This window comes from Streptomyces sp. NPDC047917 (assembly GCF_043204345.1).
GTDB classification, from domain to species: Bacteria; Actinomycetota; Actinomycetes; order Streptomycetales; family Streptomycetaceae; genus Streptomyces; species Streptomyces sanglieri.
Genome location: NZ_JBIDCA010000003.1, coordinates 641,760 through 664,262, shown reverse-complemented (window position 1 = coordinate 664,262; position 22,503 = coordinate 641,760). Strand labels below are relative to the sequence as shown.

Annotated in this window: 16 protein-coding genes; 6 read left to right on the top strand and 10 right to left on the bottom strand. The window is 71.6% G+C overall.

What is annotated here, in order from left to right; genetic code table 11:
- Positions 1–10 precede the first annotated feature (10 nt).
- The 3 genes from ACGF8B_RS09710 to ACGF8B_RS09700 all read right to left on the bottom strand — a co-directional run bounded on the left by ACGF8B_RS09710 (position 11) and on the right by ACGF8B_RS09700 (position 2,244).
- The gene (locus tag ACGF8B_RS09710; RefSeq protein ID WP_392736496.1) at positions 11–922 is read right to left on the bottom strand and encodes a glutamate ABC transporter substrate-binding protein; all 912 of its coding nucleotides are present in this window, start codon (positions 920–922) and stop codon (positions 11–13) included.
- A gap of 14 nt (positions 923–936) precedes the next feature.
- The gene (locus ACGF8B_RS09705; protein ID WP_392736387.1) at positions 937–1,680 is read right to left on the bottom strand and encodes an amino acid ABC transporter ATP-binding protein; all 744 of its coding nucleotides are present in this window, start codon (positions 1,678–1,680) and stop codon (positions 937–939) included.
- A 123-nt stretch (positions 1,681–1,803) separates the two neighbouring features.
- Positions 1,804–2,244: a DUF6278 family protein gene (locus tag ACGF8B_RS09700; protein WP_392736385.1), complete on the bottom strand. Its 441-nt coding sequence runs from the start codon at positions 2,242–2,244 to the stop codon at positions 1,804–1,806.
- A 517-nt stretch (positions 2,245–2,761) separates the two neighbouring features.
- Here ACGF8B_RS09700 and ACGF8B_RS09695 point away from each other — a divergent pair.
- Positions 2,762–3,916: a Cmx/CmrA family chloramphenicol efflux MFS transporter gene (locus ACGF8B_RS09695; protein WP_392736383.1), complete on the top strand. Its 1,155-nt coding sequence runs from the start codon at positions 2,762–2,764 to the stop codon at positions 3,914–3,916.
- A gap of 135 nt (positions 3,917–4,051) precedes the next feature.
- Here the strand turns inward: ACGF8B_RS09695 and ACGF8B_RS09690 are convergent, their stop codons facing one another.
- The 5 genes from ACGF8B_RS09690 to ACGF8B_RS09670 form a co-directional block, all read right to left on the bottom strand.
- On the bottom strand, positions 4,052–4,831 hold the full coding sequence (locus ACGF8B_RS09690; RefSeq protein ID WP_392736381.1) for an exodeoxyribonuclease III: 780 nt from the start codon (positions 4,829–4,831) through the stop codon (positions 4,052–4,054).
- 48 nt (positions 4,832–4,879) lie between these two features.
- Positions 4,880–5,536: an MBL fold metallo-hydrolase gene (locus ACGF8B_RS09685; RefSeq protein ID WP_392736379.1), complete on the bottom strand. Its 657-nt coding sequence runs from the start codon at positions 5,534–5,536 to the stop codon at positions 4,880–4,882.
- Between the two features lie 12 nt (positions 5,537–5,548).
- A complete protein-coding gene (gene pcaC, locus ACGF8B_RS09680; RefSeq protein ID WP_392736377.1) occupies positions 5,549–6,826 on the bottom strand; it encodes a 4-carboxymuconolactone decarboxylase in 1,278 nt (425 codons plus the stop codon).
- 179 nt (positions 6,827–7,005) lie between these two features.
- Positions 7,006–10,395 carry a S8 family serine peptidase gene (locus tag ACGF8B_RS09675; RefSeq protein WP_392736376.1) on the bottom strand — a complete coding sequence of 1,130 codons (3,390 nt, stop codon included), beginning with the start codon at positions 10,393–10,395 and terminating at the stop codon, positions 7,006–7,008.
- Positions 10,396–10,575: 180 nt separating this feature from the next.
- Positions 10,576–11,604, bottom strand: coding sequence for a helix-turn-helix domain-containing protein (locus ACGF8B_RS09670; RefSeq protein ID WP_392736374.1), 1,029 nt, complete (start codon positions 11,602–11,604; stop codon positions 10,576–10,578).
- Positions 11,605–11,848: 244 nt separating this feature from the next.
- On the opposite strand from ACGF8B_RS09670, the gene ACGF8B_RS09665 reads away from it, so the two are divergent.
- The 3 genes from ACGF8B_RS09665 (at position 11,849) to ACGF8B_RS09655 (ending at position 17,142) form a co-directional block, all read left to right on the top strand.
- Positions 11,849–12,970 (top strand): PP2C family protein-serine/threonine phosphatase, encoded by a 1,122-nt coding sequence (locus ACGF8B_RS09665; RefSeq protein WP_392736372.1) that lies wholly within the window; start codon positions 11,849–11,851, stop codon positions 12,968–12,970.
- Positions 12,971–13,466: 496 nt separating this feature from the next.
- A complete protein-coding gene (locus ACGF8B_RS09660) occupies positions 13,467–16,172 on the top strand; it encodes an SdrD B-like domain-containing protein (protein ID WP_392736371.1) in 2,706 nt (901 codons plus the stop codon).
- A 130-nt stretch (positions 16,173–16,302) separates the two neighbouring features.
- Positions 16,303–17,142, top strand: a complete 840-nt coding sequence (locus ACGF8B_RS09655) for a hypothetical protein (RefSeq protein WP_392736369.1) — start codon at positions 16,303–16,305, stop codon at positions 17,140–17,142.
- A gap of 48 nt (positions 17,143–17,190) precedes the next feature.
- On the opposite strand, the gene ACGF8B_RS09650 is transcribed toward ACGF8B_RS09655, so the two are convergent.
- On the bottom strand, positions 17,191–18,492 hold the full coding sequence (locus ACGF8B_RS09650; protein ID WP_392736367.1) for a right-handed parallel beta-helix repeat-containing protein: 1,302 nt from the start codon (positions 18,490–18,492) through the stop codon (positions 17,191–17,193).
- Positions 18,493–18,588: 96 nt separating this feature from the next.
- Between ACGF8B_RS09650 and ACGF8B_RS09645 the strand changes: the two genes are divergently transcribed.
- Complete coding sequence (locus tag ACGF8B_RS09645; protein WP_392736365.1) at positions 18,589–19,800, top strand: Dyp-type peroxidase; 1,212 nt, start codon at positions 18,589–18,591, stop codon at positions 19,798–19,800.
- 36 nt (positions 19,801–19,836) lie between these two features.
- Here ACGF8B_RS09645 and ACGF8B_RS09640 read toward each other — a convergent pair whose 3' ends face one another.
- Positions 19,837–21,249 (bottom strand): aminopeptidase P family protein, encoded by a 1,413-nt coding sequence (locus tag ACGF8B_RS09640; protein WP_392736363.1) that lies wholly within the window; start codon positions 21,247–21,249, stop codon positions 19,837–19,839.
- Between the two features lie 157 nt (positions 21,250–21,406).
- Between ACGF8B_RS09640 and ACGF8B_RS09635 the strand changes: the two genes are divergently transcribed.
- Complete coding sequence (locus ACGF8B_RS09635; RefSeq protein WP_392736361.1) at positions 21,407–22,390, top strand: LuxR family transcriptional regulator; 984 nt, start codon at positions 21,407–21,409, stop codon at positions 22,388–22,390.
- Positions 22,391–22,503: the final 113 nt, after the last annotated feature.

Genomic DNA, 22,503 nt, shown 5'->3' with positions numbered 1-22,503 from the left:
GCCCGCCCTCTCAGGTGGCCGGGTAGCGGTCGATGGGCGGCGGTGTCGGGGCGGGCACTCCGGAGAGGCCGAGTGTGGCCTCGAACGCCTTCTTCCAGTTGCCGTTCTTCTCGTTGGCCTCCAGCGCGTCGTTGAGCGCGAACCGCAGCGCGTTGTCACTGCGCGGGACGCCGATGCCGTACGGCTCCTCGGAGAACGGCTTGCCCACGACCTTCATCTCCTTGGGCGCCTTGGCCGCGAAGCCCAGCAGGATGGCGTCGTCGGTGGTGACGGCGTCGACCTGGTAGGTCAGCAGGTTGTCGACGCAGATCGAGTACGTGTCGTAGGCGACCAGGATCGCCTTCGGGTAGTCGGCGGCGATCCGCTGGTACGGGGTGGACCCGGCGGCGGAGCAGACCGTCTTGCCGGCCAGGTCCTGCGGCCCGTTGATGTCGTTCTCGTCGGTGCGGACGAGGAGGCCCTGCCCGGCCATGTAATAGGGACCGGCGAAGCCGACGAGCTTCTTGCGCATGGCGTTGATGGTGTAGGTGCCGACGTAGTAGTCGATCTGCCCGTTCTGCAGCGCCGTCTCGCGGTTGGCGGAGGCGATGGTCCGGAAACGGATCGTCTTCGGGTCGAAGCCGAGCGAGGCCGACATCATCTTGGCGATCTCGATGTCGAAGCCGGAGTAGACGCCGGTGGCCGGGTCCTTCTCGCCCAGGTAGGGCTGGTCCTCCTTGGCCCCGACGCGGAGGTAGCCGCGCTTCCTGGCCTTGGTCCAGGTCGGCGAGGCGGGCAGCCGGAAACCGGTGTCGACCTTGTACACCGGCAGCTGTTCGGGTTTCGGGCCCTTCACCGGCGGGCTGCCCTCCTTGCCGCACGCGGCGGCGAGCACGGCCAGCAGGAGTCCGGCGCAGGCGGCCACAACTTTTCTCGTACGCAACACGGAGCCCCCCGTCAGTGCTTGAGGATCTTGGACAGGAAGTCCTTGGCGCGGTCGCTCCGAGGAGCGGTGAAGAACGCGTCGGGAGTGCGGTCCTCGACGATGCGTCCGTCGGCCATGAAGACCACGCGGTTGGCGGCGGAGCGGGCAAAACCCATCTCGTGCGTGACGACGACCATCGTCATGCCGTCCCGGGCGAGCTGCTGCATGACCTCCAGCACCTCGTTGATCATCTCCGGATCGAGCGCCGAGGTGGGCTCGTCGAAGAGCAGTGCCTTGGGGTCCATGGCGAGGGCGCGGGCGATGGCCACCCGCTGCTGCTGACCGCCCGAGAGCTGGGCGGGGAACTTGTCGGCCTGCGAGGCCAGTCCGACCCGCTCCAGCAGTTCCCGGGAACGCCGGTCCGCCTCGTCCTTCTTGCGCTTGCGGACCTTGAGCTGGGCGAGCGAGACGTTGGCCAGCACGGTCCGGTGTGCGAACAGGTTGAACGACTGGAAGACCATGCCCACTTCGGCCCGGAGCTGGGCCAGCCCCTTCCCCTCCTCGGGAAGGGGTCTGCCATCGATCGTGATGTGGCCGGACTCGATCGTCTCCAACCGGTTGATGGTCCGGCAGAGCGTCGATTTGCCGGAGCCGGATGGGCCGATGACCACCACCACCTCCCCGCGGCCGACGGTGAGATTGATGTCCTGCAGTACGTGCAACTGTCCGTAGTACTTGTTGACGTCCCGCAGCTCGATCAACGGATCGACGGCCATACGCTGCCCTACCCACTTTTCGCTGTGTCGAGGTCAGCGCAAACTATCCAGCCTGAAAAGGGACTTCGCCGCCGACACGCACAAATGGGGCATAAGGCTTCTTATCCGATTGCCATGGGAGTTCTACCCCTCGGCCGACTCCGAATAGACCTGGGAGAGCTCCGGGCTGCCCGCCATCGCCCAGTCCAGCCCCGCCTCCACCACGTCGATCTCCCGCCCGGAGGCGAGCCGCACCACGGGCTGCCCGTCCGGCCGGATACTCCAGACCGCGCCGGGGACGTTCCGCACCAGGACCGTTCCCAGGTACAGCCCCGCGTCGTTGCCCAGCCAGGGCAGCTCTTCCGGATCGTCCCGCCAGCGCGGCGGCAACTGGTCGAGAGCGGCCAACGACGCCGGGCTGTCGTCGAGTTCGAGCCCGCGCTGCCCCACTCGGACACGCAGCAGCTCGCACTCCGCGAGGAGCTCGGCCACGCCGTCGGGATCGGCGGCGACCGCGGCGGCGAGCCCTGTCCCCCGCGCTCCGTCGTGACGCCTACGCCAGTTGTCCAAGAAAGGGATGTTCATACCACTCAGGGTCGCATCCCTCCTGTGGTGTGCACCACAGGGCGCGCGGACTGCCGTTCGAGTGCTGAACCCGGGGGCGGGCGCCCGCTCGCGCGCCGCCGTACGCACCGCGCACCACCCAGGGACGGCTCCGGCGGAAAAAGGGGTGGAGGCGGGGCACCCCGGGCTGGTAGCTTCGCGATCATGTCCAGCCCCGAGTCCGACAGAGGCTAGCCACCGGTCCGCCGGTGGCCGATCCGCCGTCGAATCGCTCCCCCGGTGCCGAGTCCCGGCCCGGACCGATTCCCACCCGGCTGCCACCGCAGGACCCCGTTGTGTGGGCTGCGCTCCTCCTCCGCGCTCGTGAACCACTCCCGGTCCACCGTGCGCGGACTCTCCGGCTCCGGCGCCTGTCGCGTCGCCCGTCACGTCCATGAACATCCCGGACGTTCTTCCGCGTTGCCGCCCGTCGTACCGGGCGGGCGCGGGCCCACACCCCCTGCCCGGTCCATCTGTCAGTCGTCCATGGGGTTCCTTCATGCCATTTGCCGTCTACGCGCTCGGGCTCGCCGTCTTCGCCCAGGGCACCTCCGAATTCATGCTGTCCGGGCTGGTCTCGGACATCGCCGCCGACCTGCACGTGTCCATTCCCGCCGCGGGACTGCTGACCTCGGCCTTCGCGATCGGGATGATCGTCGGAGCACCGCTGATGGCGCTCTTCAGCCGGAACTGGCCGCGCCGCCGCGCCCTGGTGTTCTTCCTCTGTGTCTTCAGCGCCGTGCATGTCGTCGGCGCGCTCACGCCCGGCTACGGGCTGCTCCTGGCGACGCGGGTCGTCGGGGCACTGGCCAACGCGGGCTTCTGGGCGGTGGCCCTGGTGACCGCGGTCGCCATGGCCGGGCCCGAGGCGCGGGCCCGCGCCACCTCGGTGGTCGTCGGTGGCGTCACCATCGCCTGTGTCGCCGGGGTGCCCGCCGGTGCGGCGCTCGGCGGGCACTGGGGGTGGCGGTCGGCGTTCTGGGCCGTGGCCCTGGTCTCCGTACCGGCCGTCCTCGTGATCGCCAGGACCGTTCCGGCGGGGCGGCCGGAGGTCGCGCCCGCGCCCGCGAGCGTGGAGTTGCGGACCCTGACCGGTCCGCGGTTGCTGCTGACCCTGCTGACCAGCGCCCTGGTGCAGGGGGCGACGTTCTGCGCGTTCTCCTATGTCGAGCCGCTCGCCACCCATGTCACCGGGCTCACCGCCGCCTGGGTGCCCGGTCTGCTGGCGCTGTTCGGGCTGGGCTCGTTCATCGGCGTCACGGCCGCCGGCCGGTTCGTCGACCTGCGGCCGGTCGCCTTCACCGCCGCCGGGCTGGTGGCGCTGGCGGTCGGCTGGGCCGGGTTCGCGCTGACCGCGGGCAGCGCGTTCGCGACGGTGGCGCTCGTCCTCGTCCAGGGGATGCTGGCGTTCGGCACCGGTACGGCGCTGATCTCGTGGGTGTTCCGGCTGGCGGCCGACGCACCGACGCTCTCCGGTTCGTTCGCCACCGCCGCGTTCAATGTGGGCGGCGCGCTCGGTCCCTGGCTGGGCGGGCTGGCCATCGGTGCGGGACTGGGCTTCCGGTCGCCGCTGTGGGTGAGCGCCCTGCTGATGGTCCTGGCGCTGGGCACGGCCGGGGCGTCCCTGCGGATGCGCCGCGTCGCCATCGTCTGACCGGCGGCAGGTGATGGAGCCCCGCCCGGCGCTGAACGGGCGGGGCTGTCCTGGTCACTGCAAGCAGCCAGCAAGCGGGATAAGGACGGGAACCACGCTAGCGGCCACCACTGACAACCGGTCCCCGGACCTTGATCAGACCTTGAGGTCCACGACCACCGGGGCGTGGTCGGACGCGCCCTTGCCCTTGCGCTCCTCGCGGTCCACGTAGCTGTCCTCGACCGCCGCGACGAAGGGGGCGTTGCCGTAGACCAGGTCGATCCGCATGCCCTTGTTCTTCGGGAAGCGCAGCTCGCGGTAGTCCCAGAAGGTGTACGGCCGGTCGTACTTGAGCGGGCGCGGCATGACGTCCACCAGTCCCTCCTCACGCAGCGCGGCGAGGGCGGCGCGCTCGGCGGGGGTGACATGCGTGGCGCCCTCGAACAGGGACGGGTCCCAGACGTCCTCGTCGGTCGGGGCCACGTTGAAGTCGCCCAGCACCGCGAAGGGCTGCGAGCCCGCGGCGTCCACCGCGACGGCCTTCTGCAGGGCCTCGAACCAGCGCAGCTTGTACGCGTAGTGCGCGTGCTCGATCTCGCGGCCGTTGGGCACGTAGACCGACCAGACGCGGACCGGGCCGCAGGTCGCGGAGATCGCCCGCGGCTCCTGCGCGCCCTCGTAGTCGGGGCCGTCCGGCAGCCCCGTGACGACGTCGGACAGGCCGACGCGGGAGACCAGCGCCACGCCGTTCCACCGCCCGGTGGCGTTGACCGCGGACTCGTAGCCGAGCTCACGGAGCGCGTCCGCCGGGAACTGTTCGGCGGCGCACTTGGTCTCCTGGATGCACAGCACGTCCGTGCCGGTGCCCTCCAGCCAGGCCAGCAGCCTCGGGAGCCGGGCGGTGATCGAATTGACGTTCCAGGTGGCGATGCGCATGTACGTAAACCTAGCGGCTGGCACTGACAGCCGCCGGACCGGCGCCGGTCACAGCCCGGTCGAGTCCCCCGGAGCCAGCCGGCCGTGGTCGGTGCCGCCGAGGCTGCCGATCTGGCCGTCGTAGATCGGGCGGGCGAGATCGGTGAGCAGCGCGTCGTGGATGTCGATGGCGCGCCGCGGCTTCACCTCGCGCACGTAGTCGATGACTTCGGAGATCTTGTTCCAGGGGGCCATCACCGGGAGCATCAGGGTGTCCACCGGGTGGTCGGGGACGGTGAGCGCGTCGCCCGGGTGGAAGAGCGAACCGTCCACCAGGAAGCCGATGTTGGTGATCCTCGGGATGTCCGGGTGGATCACCGCGTGCAGCTCGCCGTGCACCTGTACGTCGAAGCCCGCCGCGGTGAAGGTGTCGCCGTCGCCGACGGTGTGCACGCGGCCGGGGTAGGCCGCGGCGAGCCGGTCCGCGACGCTGCGCAGGGTCCAGATCCCGACGGCCGGGTCGGCGTCCAGGGCCGCGCGCAGCCGCCCTTCGTCGAAGTGGTCGGGGTGCTCGTGCGTCACCAGGATCGCGTCGGCGCCGACTGCGGCGTCCTGTTCGGAGAAGCCGCCGGGGTCGATGACGAGCGTCCGCCCGTCCTTCTCCAGACGGATGCAGGAGTGCGTCTTCTTGGTCAGTGTCGGGTGCATGGGATTCACGGCGTCCATGGCCCCATCCTGCTACGGGCGGGGTCTCGTTTCCTCCTGAATCACGGTCCGGGCGACGGCGAAGGCGGCACTGGCGGCGGGCACCCCGCAGTACACGGCGGTCTGCATGAGCACCTCCTTGATCTCCGCCGGGGTGAGACCGTTGCGCAGCGCGGCCCGGACGTGCGCGGCCAGGCTCTCCAGGTGGCCGGAGGCGACCAGCGCGGTGAGCGTGACACAGCTGCGGGTCCGGCGGTCCAGGCCCTCCCGGGTCCACACCTCGCCCCAGGCGTAGCGGGTGACCAGTTCCTGGAAGTCCTCGGTGAAGTCGTCGGAGGCGGCCGTCACCCGGTCCACGTGGGCGTCGCCCAGCACCTCACGGCGCACCTTCATGCCGCGCTCGTGCGGGTCGGGGCGTCCGGTGGGCCCCGGGTCGGGCTGCGGGGTGGCGGCCGTGATCTCCGCGACGGGCAGCACGGGCGCGGAGAGCTGCGGGGTGGCGGCCGGGGCGGGGATGGCGGCGAGGGTGTCCTGCCAGGCCGAGGAGAAGTGGGTGAGCAGCAGATCGGTGACGGCGCCGGGCTGCTCGACCGGGGCGAGATGGGAGGCGCCGGGCACGAGGGCGAGCCGGGCGTCCGGTATGCCGGCGACCAGGACGCGGGCGTCGCCCGGTCCGGTGACCCGGTCCTCGGCGCCGACCAGGACGAGGGTCGGGGCGCCGATGCGGCCGAGTTCGCCGCGGACGTCGAAGGCGGCGAGGGCCTCGCAGGCGGCGATGTAGCAGCCCGGGTCGGTGGTCCGCACCATCTGTACGGCCCAGTCGACGATGGCCGGCTGGGCGGCGGCGAAGCCGGGGGTGAACCAGCGCTCGGGTGCGGTGCGGGCCATCGGCTCCAGACCGTTGGTGCGTACGACCACCCCGCGCTGGCGGAACTCGTCGGCGCTGCCGAACCGGGGCGAGGCCGCGACCAGGGCCAGCGAGGCGACCCGCTGCGGGTGGCGCAGCGCGAGGTCGGCGCCGATCGCGCCGCCGATGGAGCAGCCCGCGTAGCCGAAGCGCTGGACGCCCACGCCGTCGAGGGTGGCGAGCAGCCGGTCGGAGAGGTCGGCGATGGCGGTGGCGGGGTGGGCGGGGGCGCCGCCGTGGCCCGGGAGGTCGTAGCGGAAGACCCGCCAGTGCTGGGTGAGCTCCGGTATCTGCCGGTCCCACATGTGCCACGAGGTGCCCAGGGAGGGGCCCAGGACCAGGATCGGCGCGTCGTCCGGTCCGTCAAAGCGGTATTGCAGGGGTTCAGTCGTTGTCTCACTCACCCGCTCACGCTCCCATAGCGCACATTTTCCGCCGGGAGAGGGGGTCGGGACACTCGCCGGATCTCCCCATATGTCCACCACATGTGTCCACCGCAGGACGAAGATCCTCCACATTCCGCCCCGCACGCCGACCGGGCGGGCCTCCCGCCGTGGGAGGCCCGCCCGGTCGGATCGGGTGGTCAGCGGACGTCGTAGGCGCGGGTGATGGTCTGGGTGACCGCGTTGCCGTTGGTGTCCTTGACGGTGGCCTTCGTCATGACCTGCTTGCCGGTGGCGCCGGTGAGGTCGAGGACGGCCGTCCACTCGCCGTTACGCTGCCCGGTCGGCGCCTGGATCCAGGTGGCACCGCCGTCGTAGGAGTAGGACAGCGTGGCCGCCTCGATGGCGCCCGGGGTGTACCCGGCGTGGCCCTCGACCGACAGGCCGACCTCGATGCCGCCCCGCGCGGGCAGGGTGTTCAGGCCGTCCACCGGCACGTCGTACGCCGGGGAGAGGATCGGCAGGCCGCGCGAGTAGACGTCGGGCTCCCGGTGGGAGCGGAAGCTCCAGGTGGTGGTGACGGCGGTGGAGCGGAGCCAGTTCCGGTCCGAGGTGTCGATCTTCTCCAGGTTCTGGGTGAGCTCGTACGTGGAGTCCTCGTCCGGCACCTCGAACACGTCGTACGGGTAGGCGCTGGTGGCGATCTGCTCACCGTTGCGCTTCAGCGCCAGGTTCCCGAGGTCTCCGAACGATCCGCCGTAGGACCAGTGGTCGCCGGAGCCGTCGACCCAGAGCGCGTTCTGGAAGCCCATCAGGTTGCCCTGCCGCTCGGCGTTCAGCATCAGCTCGCCGTCGGCGTCGCGCGGTGCGGCCGGCCGCAGGGGGCCGCCGTACCACTCCTCGGCGCTCCGCTGTCCGGTCCGGTAGGTGCGCAGCTGGTCACTCATGAACGCGGCGAAGGGGAAGCTGGTCATCGCGCCGTGCGACCAGGCGTCGCCACCGGTCGTGTAGTAGGCGGTGCGGGTGACGGGCACATGGACGGAGCCGAACGGGCTCACGGGGACGTAGCTGCCGCTGCTCCCGGAAGGGCGGATGAACATCGCGTCGATGTAGTCGCCCTCCTTGCCCATGGCGTTCCACTTCTCGGTGACCTGGGCCAGCTTGGCGTCCTTGGGCTTGTAGACCTGGTCGGAGTGCAGCGGACCCTCGGTCGGGAAGGACAGGTTGTAGACGTAGGGCGAGCCGCCCCCGGAGCCGGTCGCGCGCCAGGTGGGCCGGAACTCGAAGGCGCCCTTCCCGGCACGCCCGTCGACATCTGCGTAGAACGTCTGGATGGTGTCGTCGGCCATGAACGACCCGGATGTCTGCCAGGTGTCGTCCCACGTGCGGGCGTAGCTGAACGTGGTGTTGTTCACCGTCGAGGGGCGGTCGGTGCGCAGGCTCAGCCGGTGGGCCCTGCGGACGTCGAGGACGACAGTGGCGTCACCGGTGATCCGCAGCTGCGGCTTCGCGAGGTAGCCGACCGACTCGGCCACGTTGCCCGCGTCGTACGTCGCCACGAAGCTGCTGAGGGCGTAGTCACCCGGGCGCACCCGGTACGTCTGGTCGGTCGCGCCGTTGTTGCTGCGGCGCTCGCCCTTGTCGGTGTCGAGGCCGACCAGGTCCAGGGACGAGGGGCCGGTCGCGGGCTTGCCGTTGCGGTCGATGACCTTGACCCGGAGCGTGACCGTCTCCGGCTCGACGTGGAGCGTGACGGGCACGGAGACGTGCACGTCGTCGCCGGTGGCCAGGATCCGGCCGGTGACCGCACCGTACTGGGCGTCCTTCAGACGGGCGGTGGGGTCGATCCGCAGCGGCACCTGAACGGTGGACCCCGCAGGAACCCTCACCTTTCCCTCTCCCAGCTCGACGATGCCGGAGCGGACCTCGCTGCCGTCGTTGCCGTGCACACCGCCGACCTTCAGGTTCAGGGCGAGGTCGCTCCTGCTCGTGTTGGTGAGGGGCACCTGCACGGTGGTTCGGTCGGAGGTGTCCTGCGGCCAGTTGTAGCTGCCGGCCTGGACGGCGGGCGCGGAGAGCACCTTCTGGTTCACCGCGCCGTACACGTCGAGGACGCCGGCGCCGGTCCGGTCGGCGCCGGCGACCTTGCCGCCGGTGCGGGCGGAGGAGACCAGGGCGGCCTTGATCTGCTGCGCGGTCCAGTCGGGGTGGGCCTGGCGGACGACGGCCGCGGCGCCCGCGACATGCGGGGTGGCCATGGAGGTACCGGACATCGTCCGGTAGGCGTAGACGCCGCGGCCGCCCGCGCCGGCCGCCGAGATGTCGACGCCGGGGGCGGCGATCTCGGGCTTGAGGGTGTGGGTGACGGCCACGGGGCCGCGGCTGGAGAACTGCGCGGTGGTGTCGTCGCGGTCGACGGCACCGACGGTCAGCACGCCGGGCACGCAGCCGGGCGAGGAGACGGTCTCGATGGCCGGACCGGCGTTGCCGGCGGCGACGACGAACAGGGTGCGGCTGTTCTGCGAGAGCTGCTGCGTGGCCTGGGCCATCGGGTCGTTGCAGTCGCCGATCGCGGGGTTGCCCAGGCTCATGGAGACGACGTCGGCCTGCTGGTCGACGGCCCACTGCATGCCCGCGATGATCCAGGAGGTCTGGCCGGATCCCCCGTCGTCGAGGACCTTGCCGATGAGCAGGGAAGTGCCGGGGGCGACGCCCTTCTTGCGGCCTCCGCTGGCCGCTCCGGACCCGCCGACCGTGGAGGCGGTGTGGGTGCCGTGGCCGACCCGGTCGTCGGTGTCCCGGGAGTCCGTGAAGTTCTTGGAGGCGGCGACCCGGTTCACCAGATCCGGGTGCTCGGCGTCCACGCCCGTGTCCAGCACGGCGACCTTGGTGCCCTTGCCGTCGTAGCCGGCCTTCCATGCCTCCGGGGCGTGCACCTGTGCGGTGGACCGGTCCAGTGTGGCTTCCGCCTTGCCGTCCAGCCACAGCTTCTCCAGTGCCGAGGCGGCGCGTGAGCGGGTGTCGGTGACGTCCTGCCAGAACGTGGCTGCGGTGTCCTTGCCCGCCTTGAGCGCGACACCGTCCACAGCCGGGAGGCTCAGTCCGCGCTCGGACCCACGAGGGGCCGCCGGAGCGCTCTTCGCGACATCCACACCGTTGCGGTACGTGGCGATGAGCGGCAGCGAGTCGGTGTGCGTGTCGTCGTAGCCCTGACGGATGAGCCCGGTGACGTTGAACAGTTGCTCGTCGACCTTGCCCTCGGCGATCGCCCCGGTGGCGTCCTCGGGATAGACGTAGAGGTCCTTGCCTCTCTGATAGGTCTGGACGATTTGCCGCGTGCCGTCCTCGCGGGGCAGCACTGCCGCGGAGCTGTGGCCCGACGGGTCGGTGGTCACCAGCACCTTGTCGCCCGTGACGAGCGTGACCGTCGTCTGCTTGCCGCCCTTCGCCGAGGCCCCGCCGCCGACGATCGGCCTCTTCCCCTCGGCGCCGCCGGACGGCGCATCCGCCGCCCCGGAAGGCGTGACCCCTGTGACGGCCAGGGCGGCGGCGGTCGCCGCACCCAAGGCCATACGCGTTATGGAGCGCATGAATCTCCCCACTCGAAACCGTGAACCTGCCGTGCTGCCGGTGCAGCCTGGCAGACATGTGGATCGCGCAGGGGGGCCGCGCGTGACGGGTCGCCCGCATGTCGGTTTTCCGTCACACGGCCCGCGCCCACGGGCCGACGCCGACCCGGATGATCTTCCGGAGGGGAGGCCCGTCGAGGGTCAGAGCCAGCCCGCGCGTGCGGCGTGCCATCCGAGCTGGAGGCGTGAATCCGCTCCGGCGAGGTCCATCAGACGGCGCGTCCTTCGCTCCACGGTGCGTATGGAGACGCCGAGTTGGGAGGCCGCCCGCCGGTCGGAGATCCCTGCCAGCAGCAGGGCGAGGACCTCCAGTTCCCCCGCGGTCGGGTGCTGATCGGCCGACGGCTCCGCGTGCACACCCGTGGAGGTGGTGTAGAGCGGCCGGGCCTGGGCCCATTCCTTCTCGAAGAGATGGACCAGGGCGGTCAGCAGGCCACTGCGGTGCACCACTATGGCGCTCGGCTCTCCGCCGCAGTCCGCCATGTCCAGTGGCACCATGGCACGTTCCCGGTCCGACACGACCATCTTCAGCGGCAACGAGTCGACCAGGCGCAGTTCCAGGCCCGCCGTGATGCCCGCCCGCACCTCCTTCGCCATGTCGGGACCGTCGAGATAGCTCCTGGCGGCCACCACCCGGAATTCGACGCCGCGGTCCAGTGCGGAGCTCTCCGACATGCCAGTGTCCTCGCGCGGCACCGCGATGGGATCGCCGACGAGGAAGACGAGCAGTTCCTGCTGAGCACCGCGCTGGAGCTGGTGGAAGCGGTGCGCGACCTGCTCCACGCCGACGACCACTTCCACGACACTGCCCGCAGGGTGCGCCGCGGTACTGCGGTACTGCTCGGTCAGCATCGAGAGCGCGGCTTCGGCCCGGTGCAACGCGTTGCGCTGCTCGACCAGGAACGGCGCCAGGGCCACCGAGGGCGGGGTGAGCCGGTAGCGGACGGACCGGCAGCCGGACACGCACTCGGCCGAGTCGGGCGTCCCGATCCCGGCCTCGGTGGCGACCGCCACCAGGCCACGGGCCGCCAGGTCACGCAGGGTCCGGTCGGTTTCGGCCTCCTCGGCTCCGGCCTGCCGGGCGAGTTCCTGCGCGGAGGCCGTCGGACGGGCCAGCAGTGCCGTGTAGATGGCCTCTTCGCCCTGGCTCAGTCCCAATGCCCCCAGCATCCAGCTCCCCCTCGGGCGGCCGCCGTGTCCGCCTCGGCACAGTTCGGTGGACCCTATCCCACGGCCGGAATGCCGCCACCGGCCACCGCCCGTCCCGCACCCGGCGGGGTGTCCGCGACGGGACCACCACGGTCCCGGCCGCCCCGCCGCTCCGGCACCGGGGCCACCGCCCGGCGGGGCGCGGCTCGCCTGCGGCCGGACCTGCCTAACGTACGAGGGGTACACCGCCTGCCCGGGAGGTCCCGTGCCCCGTAAGCGTCCGAAGCACCTCGCGCGTCCCTACGATGCCATCGAGCCACCGCGCAACGCCGAGGTGGTGATCGGCGTGGTGTCACTGACCGTCCTGGTGCTGCTCCTCGGTTCCCTGTCCGGGTCTCCGGTGTGGCTGCTCGGGCTCTTCGTGTTCCTGCCCGGTACGGCGTCGGCGCTGTGCACCGTGCGCCAGACGGAGTTCGTGGCCGCGTGGACCACGCTCGTGGTCGCCGTGACGGTGCTGGTCCAGAACGGCGACGGCGGGTCGTGGCTCGACAGGATCCTCCTGATGCTGCTCACCCTCGCCCTGGGCGCGGCCTCCGTGTACGCCTGCCACCGTCGTGTCCAGCGCGAGCACGAGACGCTTCGGCTGCGCTCCACCGCGGCGGCGATGCAGCGGCACATCCTGCGCCCGCTGCCCATGCTCACCGAGGACGTGCTGGTCGACGGGGTGTACGAGCCCGTGCAGGAGGACCGGCTCGTCGGCGGCGACATCTACGACGTCGTCCACTCCCCGTGGGGCACCCGGGTCCTGATCGGCGACGTGCAGGGCAAGGGCCTGCCCGCGGTCGGCGCCGCGTTCGCCGTCATCGGCGCCTTCCGCGAGGCGGCCCACCGGGAGCCCACCCTGACCGCGCTCGCGGACTCCCTCGACGCCTCGGTCGTGCGGCACAACTCCTACGCCGCGCAGACCGGCGACGACGAACGGTTCGTGACGGCGCTCGTCGTCAACATCGACGCGCACGAGGAGGCGCAGGCCATCAACTGCGGGCACGTCCTGCCGCAGTTGCTGTACAACGCCACCGTCAGCACTCCGGACCTCGACTCCGGCGTCCCGCTCGGTCTCGCCGAACTCGCCGCCGAACCGGCGACCGTGGGCTGGTTCGGCTTCCCGCGCGGCGCGACGCTGCTGCTGACCACCGACGGGCTGACCGAGACCCGCGCGCCCGACGGCACGTTCTATCCCGTCACCGAACGCCTCACCGAGCGCGTGTCGCTCGCCCCGACCGACCTGCCGGCCACCCTCTACGACGACGCACGCGCGTTCGCCGGAGGCGGTGACCGGCACGACGACGTGGCCATCCTGTCCGTCCGCCGGTCACCGTTCCGCTGACCGCGGCACGGGCCTCTCCGCGGGGCGGCCGGCCCGCGATCCGGGCCATCGGCTCCTCGACCTCGCCCGACGGCCGGGCAGCCCCGCCGGCAGGCTCTCGTGGCTGTCGCCGGTGACGAGGTCGTGCGCGTCGTAGACCCTGCGCCGCGGAGGAGTGAAGCGGCCGCGGTCCGGGCGTCCCGGCCCGGAACCGGAAGAGCGTCGGCGCCACAGTGACCGATGGGGCAGGAGTGTGAATTTCGCTTACCTTTTCGAATTCCGCCCGCGACCTGATCGGTGGCAACCACATGGAATTCGACGGCGGGCGAGTTCACCATTCCTCCATGATCTTGCCCAAAGCCCTTCTAAGATCCCCGTAAAGGCGGTTCTCCGCATCTCTATGTATTCCCTCACTGGCAGGGCCTCAGGTCCTTCTGAACACTGAGAGCAGGAGATGAAATCAACGAATGAAGAAGTGAAGGGAGCCGCGCCCGGGACGCGTCGGCGGAGGCCGGGCGTGCCCGGTCGCCGTACCGTCGGCTCGCTGGCCGCGCTCGCCCTCGCTGTCGGTAGTGGCTCCTTAGCCGCCGCGCCCGTGGCGCACTCGCAGGCGGGGGACGGGGCGGTGACGGTCCGGGTGATCCGGGCCGTGGACAACACCGGAGTGTGGACCCCCGCGCTGGAACCGGGCATCGCGGGCGTCAGGGTGACTCTCACCGACGATGCCGGGACCGGCATCGAGGGGGTCACCGCGGCCGACGGCACCGTGAAGCTCACCCCGGCGGCGGACGGGCCCAGTGGCGGCAGGTACCGGGTGCAGGTGGTGAATCCGAAGCCGGGAGCGCTGTTCCCCGCCTTCGCCTCGCGCCAGGGGCTGGACGGTGCGCCCAACCAGCTGAGCAGCAACGAGGAGTTCGTCGACCTCTCCGGCGGGAAGAACGTGGCGTACACCACCGGGCTCTGGAGCCCGGGTGACTACTGCCAGAAGAACGCACCGCTGATGACGACCTGTCAGCCCGCCACGCGCGAGGGCAAGACCCAGCGCACGCTGGTCTCCTTCCCCTACAACGCACGCGGCCAGGACGGCGTCGACGTCAACGTCACGAACATCGCCACCGACGCCGAGACCGGCACGCTCTTCGGCATCGCGTGGAACAAGGCCGACAAGCGGGTGTTCTCCTCGGCGCTCGCCAAGCGCACCACGGACTACGGTCCGGGCGGCGCCGGTGGCATCTACGTGACCGACAGCGCGCAGAAGTCGACCACCCTGTTCACCGTCGTCCCGGACGCGGGGACGACGGAGCACGGCCAGGGCACCGACGACGCCTTCCTCGACGCGCCCGGCAAGGAGAGCCTGGGCGGCATCAAGATCACCGAGGACGGCAAGGACCTGTTCGTCGTCAACCTCAACAACCGCAAGCTCTACCGCTATGACGCCACGGTGGCGACCGCGGCGGCACCCAGGTCCGTCACCGCCATCCCGGATCCGGGCTGTCCGGCGGCGGCGGACTGGCGCCCGTTCGGCCTCGGTCTGCGTGACGGCGTCGGCTACGTCGGCGGGGTGTGCTCCGGCGAGTCCACCGGGAAGCTCTCGGACCTGCGCGCCGTGGTCATGCCCTTCGACCTCGGCACCGGGGCGTTCCGCAAGCCGGTGCTGGACCAGCCGCTGGACTACCCGCGCCAGTCCACGGTCGGCGGTGGCCCGTGCGACGGGGCGGGCTGGTTCCCGTGGACGAGCACCTACCCGGACTCGCAGAACGGCCGTCCGTGCGGCAACTCCACCATCGCCAACCCCGAACCGGAGTTGGGCGAGATCGGCTTCGAGTCCGACGGCTCGATGCTGCTGGCCTTCCGCGACCGCTTCGGCGACCGCGCGCCGGCCGGTCCCACACCGGGCTCCGCCGCCGTCGTCATGTCGGGCGGTGACCTGAACAAGGCCTGCGCGGCGGACGACATGTACGTGATGGACACCAACAACGGCTGCGGGCTCTCCCCCCGGGGGACCCGTTTCTTCGACACCAGCTGGGGCGGCCACCGCAACACGGCGTTCGCCGGCATGGCGCTCTCCAAGGTCGAGAACACCATCGCGGTCTCCGCCTTCGACCCCAACCACACCGCCCTCGGGTACGGCACGTCGTTCCTCCAGCGCGACGGCACGCAGGACCCGAAGTTCGGCCTGCGCCTCAACCCGGCGGGTGCCGTGGCCCCGTTCGGCAAGGGCGCCTCGATGGGTGACCTGGAGGTGCTCTGCGACCAGGCCCCGCTCCAGATCGGCAACCGGGTCTGGTACGACCCCGAGCGCAAGGGAATCCAGAACCCGGGCCAACGCCCGGTCGTGGGCGCGACCGTGAACCTGTACGACGAGTCGGGCAAGGTCGTGGGAACGACCGAGACGACGGCGCGCGGCGAGTACTACTTCGACGACTCCAATGTCACCGGCGGTCTCCGGCCGAGGACCAAGTACACCATCCGCCTCGACAAACCGGCCGACTACGCCGAGGGCGGTCCGCTGCACCAGTGGGTGCCCACGGAAGCGGACGTCGGCGACAACCACTTCATCGACTCCAAGGGCATCGTGCCACGCAGCGCGCGCTACCCGGAGCGGGCGCTGACCACTGGCGGGCCCGGCGAGAACGACCACACCTACGACTTCGGCTTCCGGCAACAGGAGGGCGAGCTGCGCCTGGTCAAGCACGACCAGCACGGCAAGGCGCTGGCCCACGCGAAGTTCCAGCTGTGGAAGGAGACGAACGGCTCCGACGAGCTGCAGACCACCGGGGAGGACCCGGACACGAAGGTCGGCAAGCCCTGCGTCACCCGGACCGACGGCATCTGCCGCGGCACCGGCGCGCCGGGCACGTACTACTGGCAGGAGGTCAGCCCGCCCGCAGGTTACGCCGCGCCGGAGGACCCCGTGTTCGGACCGCTGGTGCTGACCTCCGAGAACCTCGACGACGGGGTCTCGGTGACAGCGGTCAACCGACGGCTTCCCACCACCGAGCCGACACCGAAACCGACGAAGCCGGTGCCGGGTCCGGGTAAGCCGGATTGGCCGAACGCTCCGGGTGCACCCGGCAACCCCGGCCACACCTCGCACTCGGGTATGGCGTCCACGGGCATGAGCCAGGCGGTTCAGCTGGCGCTGGCCGGCTGCGTCGCGCTCACCGGCCTCGGTGCGGCACTGGTCGTACTGATGCGCAGGCGAAGGGCACAGCACCACTAGGGTCTTTCGCTCGGATCAGACCGGCTCGGGCGGGTTCGCGGACCAGCGGTTCGCGGACCCGCCCTCCCGCATGACCGCCCTCCCGCAAGACCGACTCCCGCATCACCGACCGATGAGAGAAGGCGACCGCATGGCTCGGAAGAGGAAGACCGACGGCCGTACGCCGCGTCGGGCCCTCTGGTTGAGAACACTGATCGCGATCACGGCGTGCGGCGTCGCGGTGGGCGGCCTGGCCGCCTACCGGAGCCACTCCGGCGGCTCCGCCACCGCAGCCGAGCGGCCGGTGACGACGGAGGAGGCGTCCAGGCTGGCGCTGTCGCGGCTGAATCTGTACCAGGCCAGTCCCGTGGCGGTGACCCTGAACGCCGCCGAGGGCGGCGGAGTGGTGGTGCGGGTCAAGGGGGTCGTGGACTACCGGAACCATCGTGCCGTGGGGAGCTATCAGGTCGCCGGGTCCACCGAGTCCTCCGGCGCCTCCGGGCCGCCCGTCACCGGGCAGCTCGACCGCGGGCTGATCGTCTGGGACACCGGCGGCCTCGGCCTGGCCCCCGTGCCCGAGGACGACAGCGGACAGCCCTGGCAGCAGGCCGAGCGGATCCCGCGCTCGGGCTGGTCCTCGCGCTCCTACACGAGCGATCCCCTGGACGCCGGGCTCCAGTTGCTGATCGGGCTCGGTGCGGACCGCCCCGACAACCCGATGCTGCTCGCCCAGTCCGGGGCCCGATGGCTGGGCCGTGATCGCCTCGGCGGCCGCGACTACGACCGGTTCGCCGGGCCGCGCGCCCAGGGCGCCACGCCAGGAGCGGGTTCCGACGGCGGACGGTCCCCGCTGACCTACTGGGTCGACGGTGACGGCGGTCTGCGGCGGGTGACGATGCGGATGCCGGGCCTGGGGACTCCGACCACCGTGGAGTTCTCCGGGCGCGAGGACCACGCGAAACTCCCCGGGGCGCCGTGGGGCACCGGCTGAGAGCCGGGTTGCCGGTGTGCCCCGGCCCGCCCCGCGGCGCCGCCGCGCTCAGCGCGGGCGCGGCACCGCGTCCACGTCCTTCGGGAGCGGATACGTGGCCGGGTCGACGGCCCCGGGCAGGCCGGTCGCCGGGCTGCCCGGGGCCGTCGGGTCCGGCATGGACGGCTGGGCGGGCGGGGCCGGCACCCGACTGAACGGGACGCCGGGCGGCGGCTGCACCGAAGCGGTCCGGCCGGTCGGAAGCGCGCCCCTGTCGCGGGCGCCGCAGCCCGCGCGCCCCTCCAGTCCGTCCGGGCTCTGGGTGCCGGGCCGGTTGCCCGCGAAACAGTTGCCGGGGTCGGTCGAGGCCAGTACGAGGTCGATGCCGTTGCCGGTGGCCCGGTTGCCTTCGACCCGGTTGCCGCTCGCCGGGTGCCCCGGCGGGTCGGTGACCACCACTCCGGCCGCCCGGTTGCCCCGGACCAGGTTGCGCTGGACGCGGTTCGCGGTGCCGCCGCCGATACCGATGCCGATACCGAAGCCCCCGTCGGCCTGCTCGGGCGTGTCGGCGGCGTTGTTGTCGGCCACCACGTTGCCCGCGATCACCGCGCCGTGCTGCGGGGCGAGGGCCTCCAGATCGTTGGAGTTGACCGTGACCCCGACCCGGTTGCGGGCGACGCGATTACCCAGCACCGACAGGCCGTCCGAGGCGTTGGTCAGTTCGATGCCGACCGCGTTGCGCTCCACGGTGTTGCCGCGGACGACGGTGGAGCAGGGCTTGCACTGGCCGACGTAGATGCCGGAGTCGGCGTGCCCGGAGGCGTAGGAGTCCTCGATCACACCGTCGCGCGCGTCGAAGGCATAGATGCCGTAAAGGCCGTTGTTGTACGCCGTGACCCGGGTCGCGCGGAATCCGCGGACGGCCGGGAACCGGGTGGTGTCCAGCGGGTCGTAGGCGGAGCCGCCGGCGCCGCGCTGCTGCAACCGCTCGTCGGTCACGCCGGTGAACAGCACGCCGTTGGCGAGGTAGCCGTGCACGGTGAGGTTCTCCACCACCGAGCCCGCGCCGGTCACGGTGATGCCGTTGGCCAGACGCACACCGCCGTCGAAGACCACCTTGTTGCGGTCGGTTCCGCGCAGTACCACGCGGGGCTTGGTGACACGTACGCTCTCCCGGTACACGCCGGGGCCGATCAGTACCGTCTCACCCTCGCGAGCGGTGTCCACCGCCTGCTGCACCGAGCGGAAGTCCTGCGGGACGCGCAGCACGCTCCCCGCCGGATGCCGCGCGTCGGCGGGGGCCGGCTCCGTACCGGAGCACCCGGTGGCCGCCAGCGCGAGCGGGACGACCAGTACCGACAGACGCAACACCGCCCGGAACACCGCTGTCGGGGCGGTCGAGCGGTTCAACGGGCGTAATGCGGACAGGGTTTGCATGGAGGATGTTTTATCGTCTCCAATGGGCTCATGCCCACCCGACACGGAAATGAGCAGGATCCGTCCCTACCCGCGGCAACCGGTGTCGGGCGGCGCCGGGCACTGCTCGCCGCCGGAGCGGTGCTCGCCGCCGGGGCCGGCGCGGCGGCCGACGAACTGGCGAGGGGCGACCGGCCGGCCGGCCGGACCACCGCCGGCTCCCCGCCGGCCGAGGCCCCGATTCCCTTCCGCGGCGCCCGGCAGGCAGGTGTCACGGCGCCCCAGCAACCGGCGACGCACCTGCTGTCCTTCGACCTCCCCCGGACCTCGGCCGGCGCCGACCGGAAGGTTCTTCGCGGTGTCCTCGCCGCGCTGAGCGGCACGCTCGCCACCGCGGCGGCCGACTCCCCCTCGGACCCGCGGCTACAGGGCGGTGGCACGACCCGGCTCACCTCCCTGGTCGGCGTCGGCCCCGCTCTCGCCGCCCGGCTCGACCTCGATGTCCCCGCCTCGCTGGCGGAGTTGCCGCCGTTCCCCGGCGACCGCCTCGACCCGCGCCGCAGCAACGGCGATGTCCTGGTCCAGCTGGGCGCGGCCGACCGCTGGACGCTCGCCGTCGTCGCCGAACTCGTCGGCACCGCCGCTCACACCGCCGGCGCCGTGCCGCGCTGGTCCCAGTCCGGCTTCCTGCCCCACACTCCCCCGGGCACCACCCCGCGCAACCTGTTCGGTTCCAAGGACGGCACCGCCAACCCCGATCAGGCGGCGGCCGAGCAGTGGGTCTGGGGCCCGCCCGGAGCCCACGGGGACGGCACCGTTCTGGTCTACCGCCGGATCCACATGGACGTGAAGGGCTTCGCGGCCCTCTCCGAGGACCGGCGCGACCGGGTGATCGGCCGCCGCGCCCGGGACGGGGTCGCCCTCACCGGCACCGCCGAGCGCGACGAGCCGGACATCTACGCCAAGAACCCCGACGGTTCCTACGTCATCCCCGCCACCGCCCACGTGCGCCTCGCCAGCCCCCGCTTCGACCGCGGTGCCCGTATGCTCCGCCGCAGTTACAGCTACGACGACGGACCGGGCGACCGCGGTCTCCTCTTCTGTGCCTTCATGCGTGACGCGGCCCAGTTCACCCGCGTCCAGAACCGGCTGGCCGACCGCGACGCCCTGAACCCGTTCCTCCAGCACCGGGCCTCGGCCGTGGCCTACGTCCTGCCCGGTGCCGGATCGGCCGGGACTCTCGGCGAACGGCTCTGGGCATGAGGCCCCCCGGCCCACGCGTTCACCGCCCCGGCGCGCTCAGCCCGCGACGCGGGCCATCCACTCCTCGACCTCGTCCGCCGACCGGGGCAGCCCCGCCGACAGGTTCTCGTGGCCGTCGTCGGTGACGACCAGGTCGTCCTCGATCCGGACGCCGATGCCGCGCCATTCCTCGGGCACGGTGAGGTCGTCCGGCTGGAAGTACAGGCCGGGCTCGACGGTGAGGACCATGCCCGGCTCCAGTGCGCCTCCGACGTACTCCTCGTTGCGGGCCTGCGCGCAGTCGTGGACGTCCAGACCGAGCATGTGGCCGGTGCCCGCCATGGTGAAGCGGCGCTGGAGCCCGAGCTCGTACGCGCGGTCGGCGGGTCCCTCGATGAAGCCCCACTCGACCAGCCGTGCCGCGAGGTGGCGCTGGGACGCCTCGTGGAAGTCCCGGTACGCGGCGCCCGGCTTCACGGCCGCCATGCCGGCCTCCTGGGCCTCGTACACCGCGTCGTAGACCTTGCGCTGCAGCGGAGTGAAGGTGCCGCTGATCGGCAGTGTGCGGGTGACGTCGGCGGTGTAGAGGGTGTGCGTCTCCACACCGGCGTCGAACAGGAGCAGCTCCCCCGGACGCACCGGACCGTCGTTGTCCGTCCAGTGCATGATCGTGGCGTGCTCGCCCGCCGCGCAGATCGAGCCGTAGCCGACGGCGTTGCCCTCCAGGCGCGCGCGGCGGAAGAAGGTGCCCTCGATCCACCGCTCGGACGACGCCACCGCGCCGGAGAGCTCACCGATCGCGTCGGCGAACCCGCGCACCGTGGAGTCGACGGCCTTGCGGAGCTCACCGATCTCCCAGTCGTCCTTGACGAGACGGAGGTCGCTGAGCGCCTCCTCCAGTTCGTCGTCACGCTCCTCGTCGGTGGTGACGGCGGCTTCGAGGGACGGGTCGACGCCCCGGACGATCCGGGTCGGCGCGCCGGAGCCGGCGGCCAGGTCGGCGGCCGCGGTGCGGACGTCCCGGCAGGGCAGGCCGAGCACCAGCTCCGACTCGGCGAGGGAGCGGCGGCGCCCCATCCACAGTTCCGCCGTGGCGCCGGTCCAGAACTCGTCGTTGTCCCTGCTGTCCCGCGGCAGCTGGTAGCAGTAGGCGTCGTGGCCGCCGTCCGCCCGGGGTTCGAGCACGAGGGCGCCGTCCCTGGCCTGGTCCCCGGTCATGTGCACATAGCCCGTGTACGGGCGGAACGGGTAACTGTCGTCGTTCGAACGGGTCTTGAGGTTCCCGGAGGGAATCACCAGGCGTTCGCCCGGGAAGCGCCCGGAGAGCGCGGCACGGCGGCGGGCCGCGTACGGGGACTGCTCGTCGAGTCGCAGGTCGTGCCGCTCGGTGTCCGCCCAGCCCGTCCGCATCAGAGCGGACAGTTCCTCGGAGATCCCTGAGTAGAGACCGTTCTTTCGTCCCTTGGCCACTGCGTACGCCTTCCTCTGGGTGGGTTCCTCGGCGGCGAGCGGTTCGGCTCGGCGCCCTCGCCGGACGCTATCCGCCGGGGCCCGCCTTCGGTGCCGAGCAGTGCCACTGGCACAGATCGGCCACATCGGACGGCCGGAGGTGACGATAATGGGGCATATGACGAACGCGAGACTGGGTGAGGCGCTTCGGCTGCTGGGCATCGGCGAGGAGGCGAGCCGGGTGTATCTGGCGCTGCTCGAACTGGCCCCCGCCCCGTTGGGCGCGATCGCCGCCTCGGCCGGTCTGGACGGCGCGGATCTGGACGCCGCGTACGGGGCGCTGGTCGACGCCGGGCTGGCCAGCGCGGCAGGGGAGGGCGGGGACGTGGTGGCCCCGGTTCCGCCGACCGCCGGCCTGGAGATCCTCGCCCGGCACCGTGCGGCCGAGGTCGAGGAGTCGCGCATCACCGTCGGGGGCGCCTTCGATTCGTTCCGGCGGCAGCGGCTGGCCGCGTACAACGACAATCTCGTCGAGGTCGTCACCGGCGATGCCATCGGCCCCAGGATTCGCCATGCCTGGGCCAGCGCCCGCGACCAGATCCGGCAGTTCGAGTCACCGCCGTACTTCCCGCTGGCGGAGGCCACGGACGACGGGCTGGCCACCCTCGCCAGAGGGGTGACGCAGCGGGTCGTGTACTCGCGGGAGTCGCTGGAGCACCCGGGCCATCTGAAGGACGTCATCGAGCCGTGCATCAAGGCCGGTGAGCAGGCCCGGGTGCTGCCGTCGGTGCCGGTCAAGCTGGTGATCATCGATGAGGCGTACGCACTGGTGTCGCTGTCGATCCAGGAGGCGGACGTACACAACACCATGCTGATCGTGCAGCCGTGCGGGCTGCTCTCCGCGCTCATGGCGCTGTTCGAGCAGTCCTGGCACAACGCGCTGCCGTTCCACGGTCACACCGCTCGCCCGGGCGGTCTGCAACCCGCCGACGGTCGTCTGTTGTGGCTCCTCGCGGGAGGAGCGGGCGACGATGTCATCGCCCGCGAGTTGGACATCAGCCGCCGTACGCTCTTCCGCCGGCTGCAGATCCTGATGGCCCGGCTGGGCGCCGCGAACCGCTTCCAGATGGCCCTGCAGGCCCAGCGCAACGGCTGGCTGTGACACTGCCCTGCTGATGTGTCTCCAACGCTACTACCGGGTAAGGCACTTGGGGATACCCACCGACTCCCCCGCCGAGCGGGCCACCCGCGCACCGCAGCCCCCTGAGGCGCCGG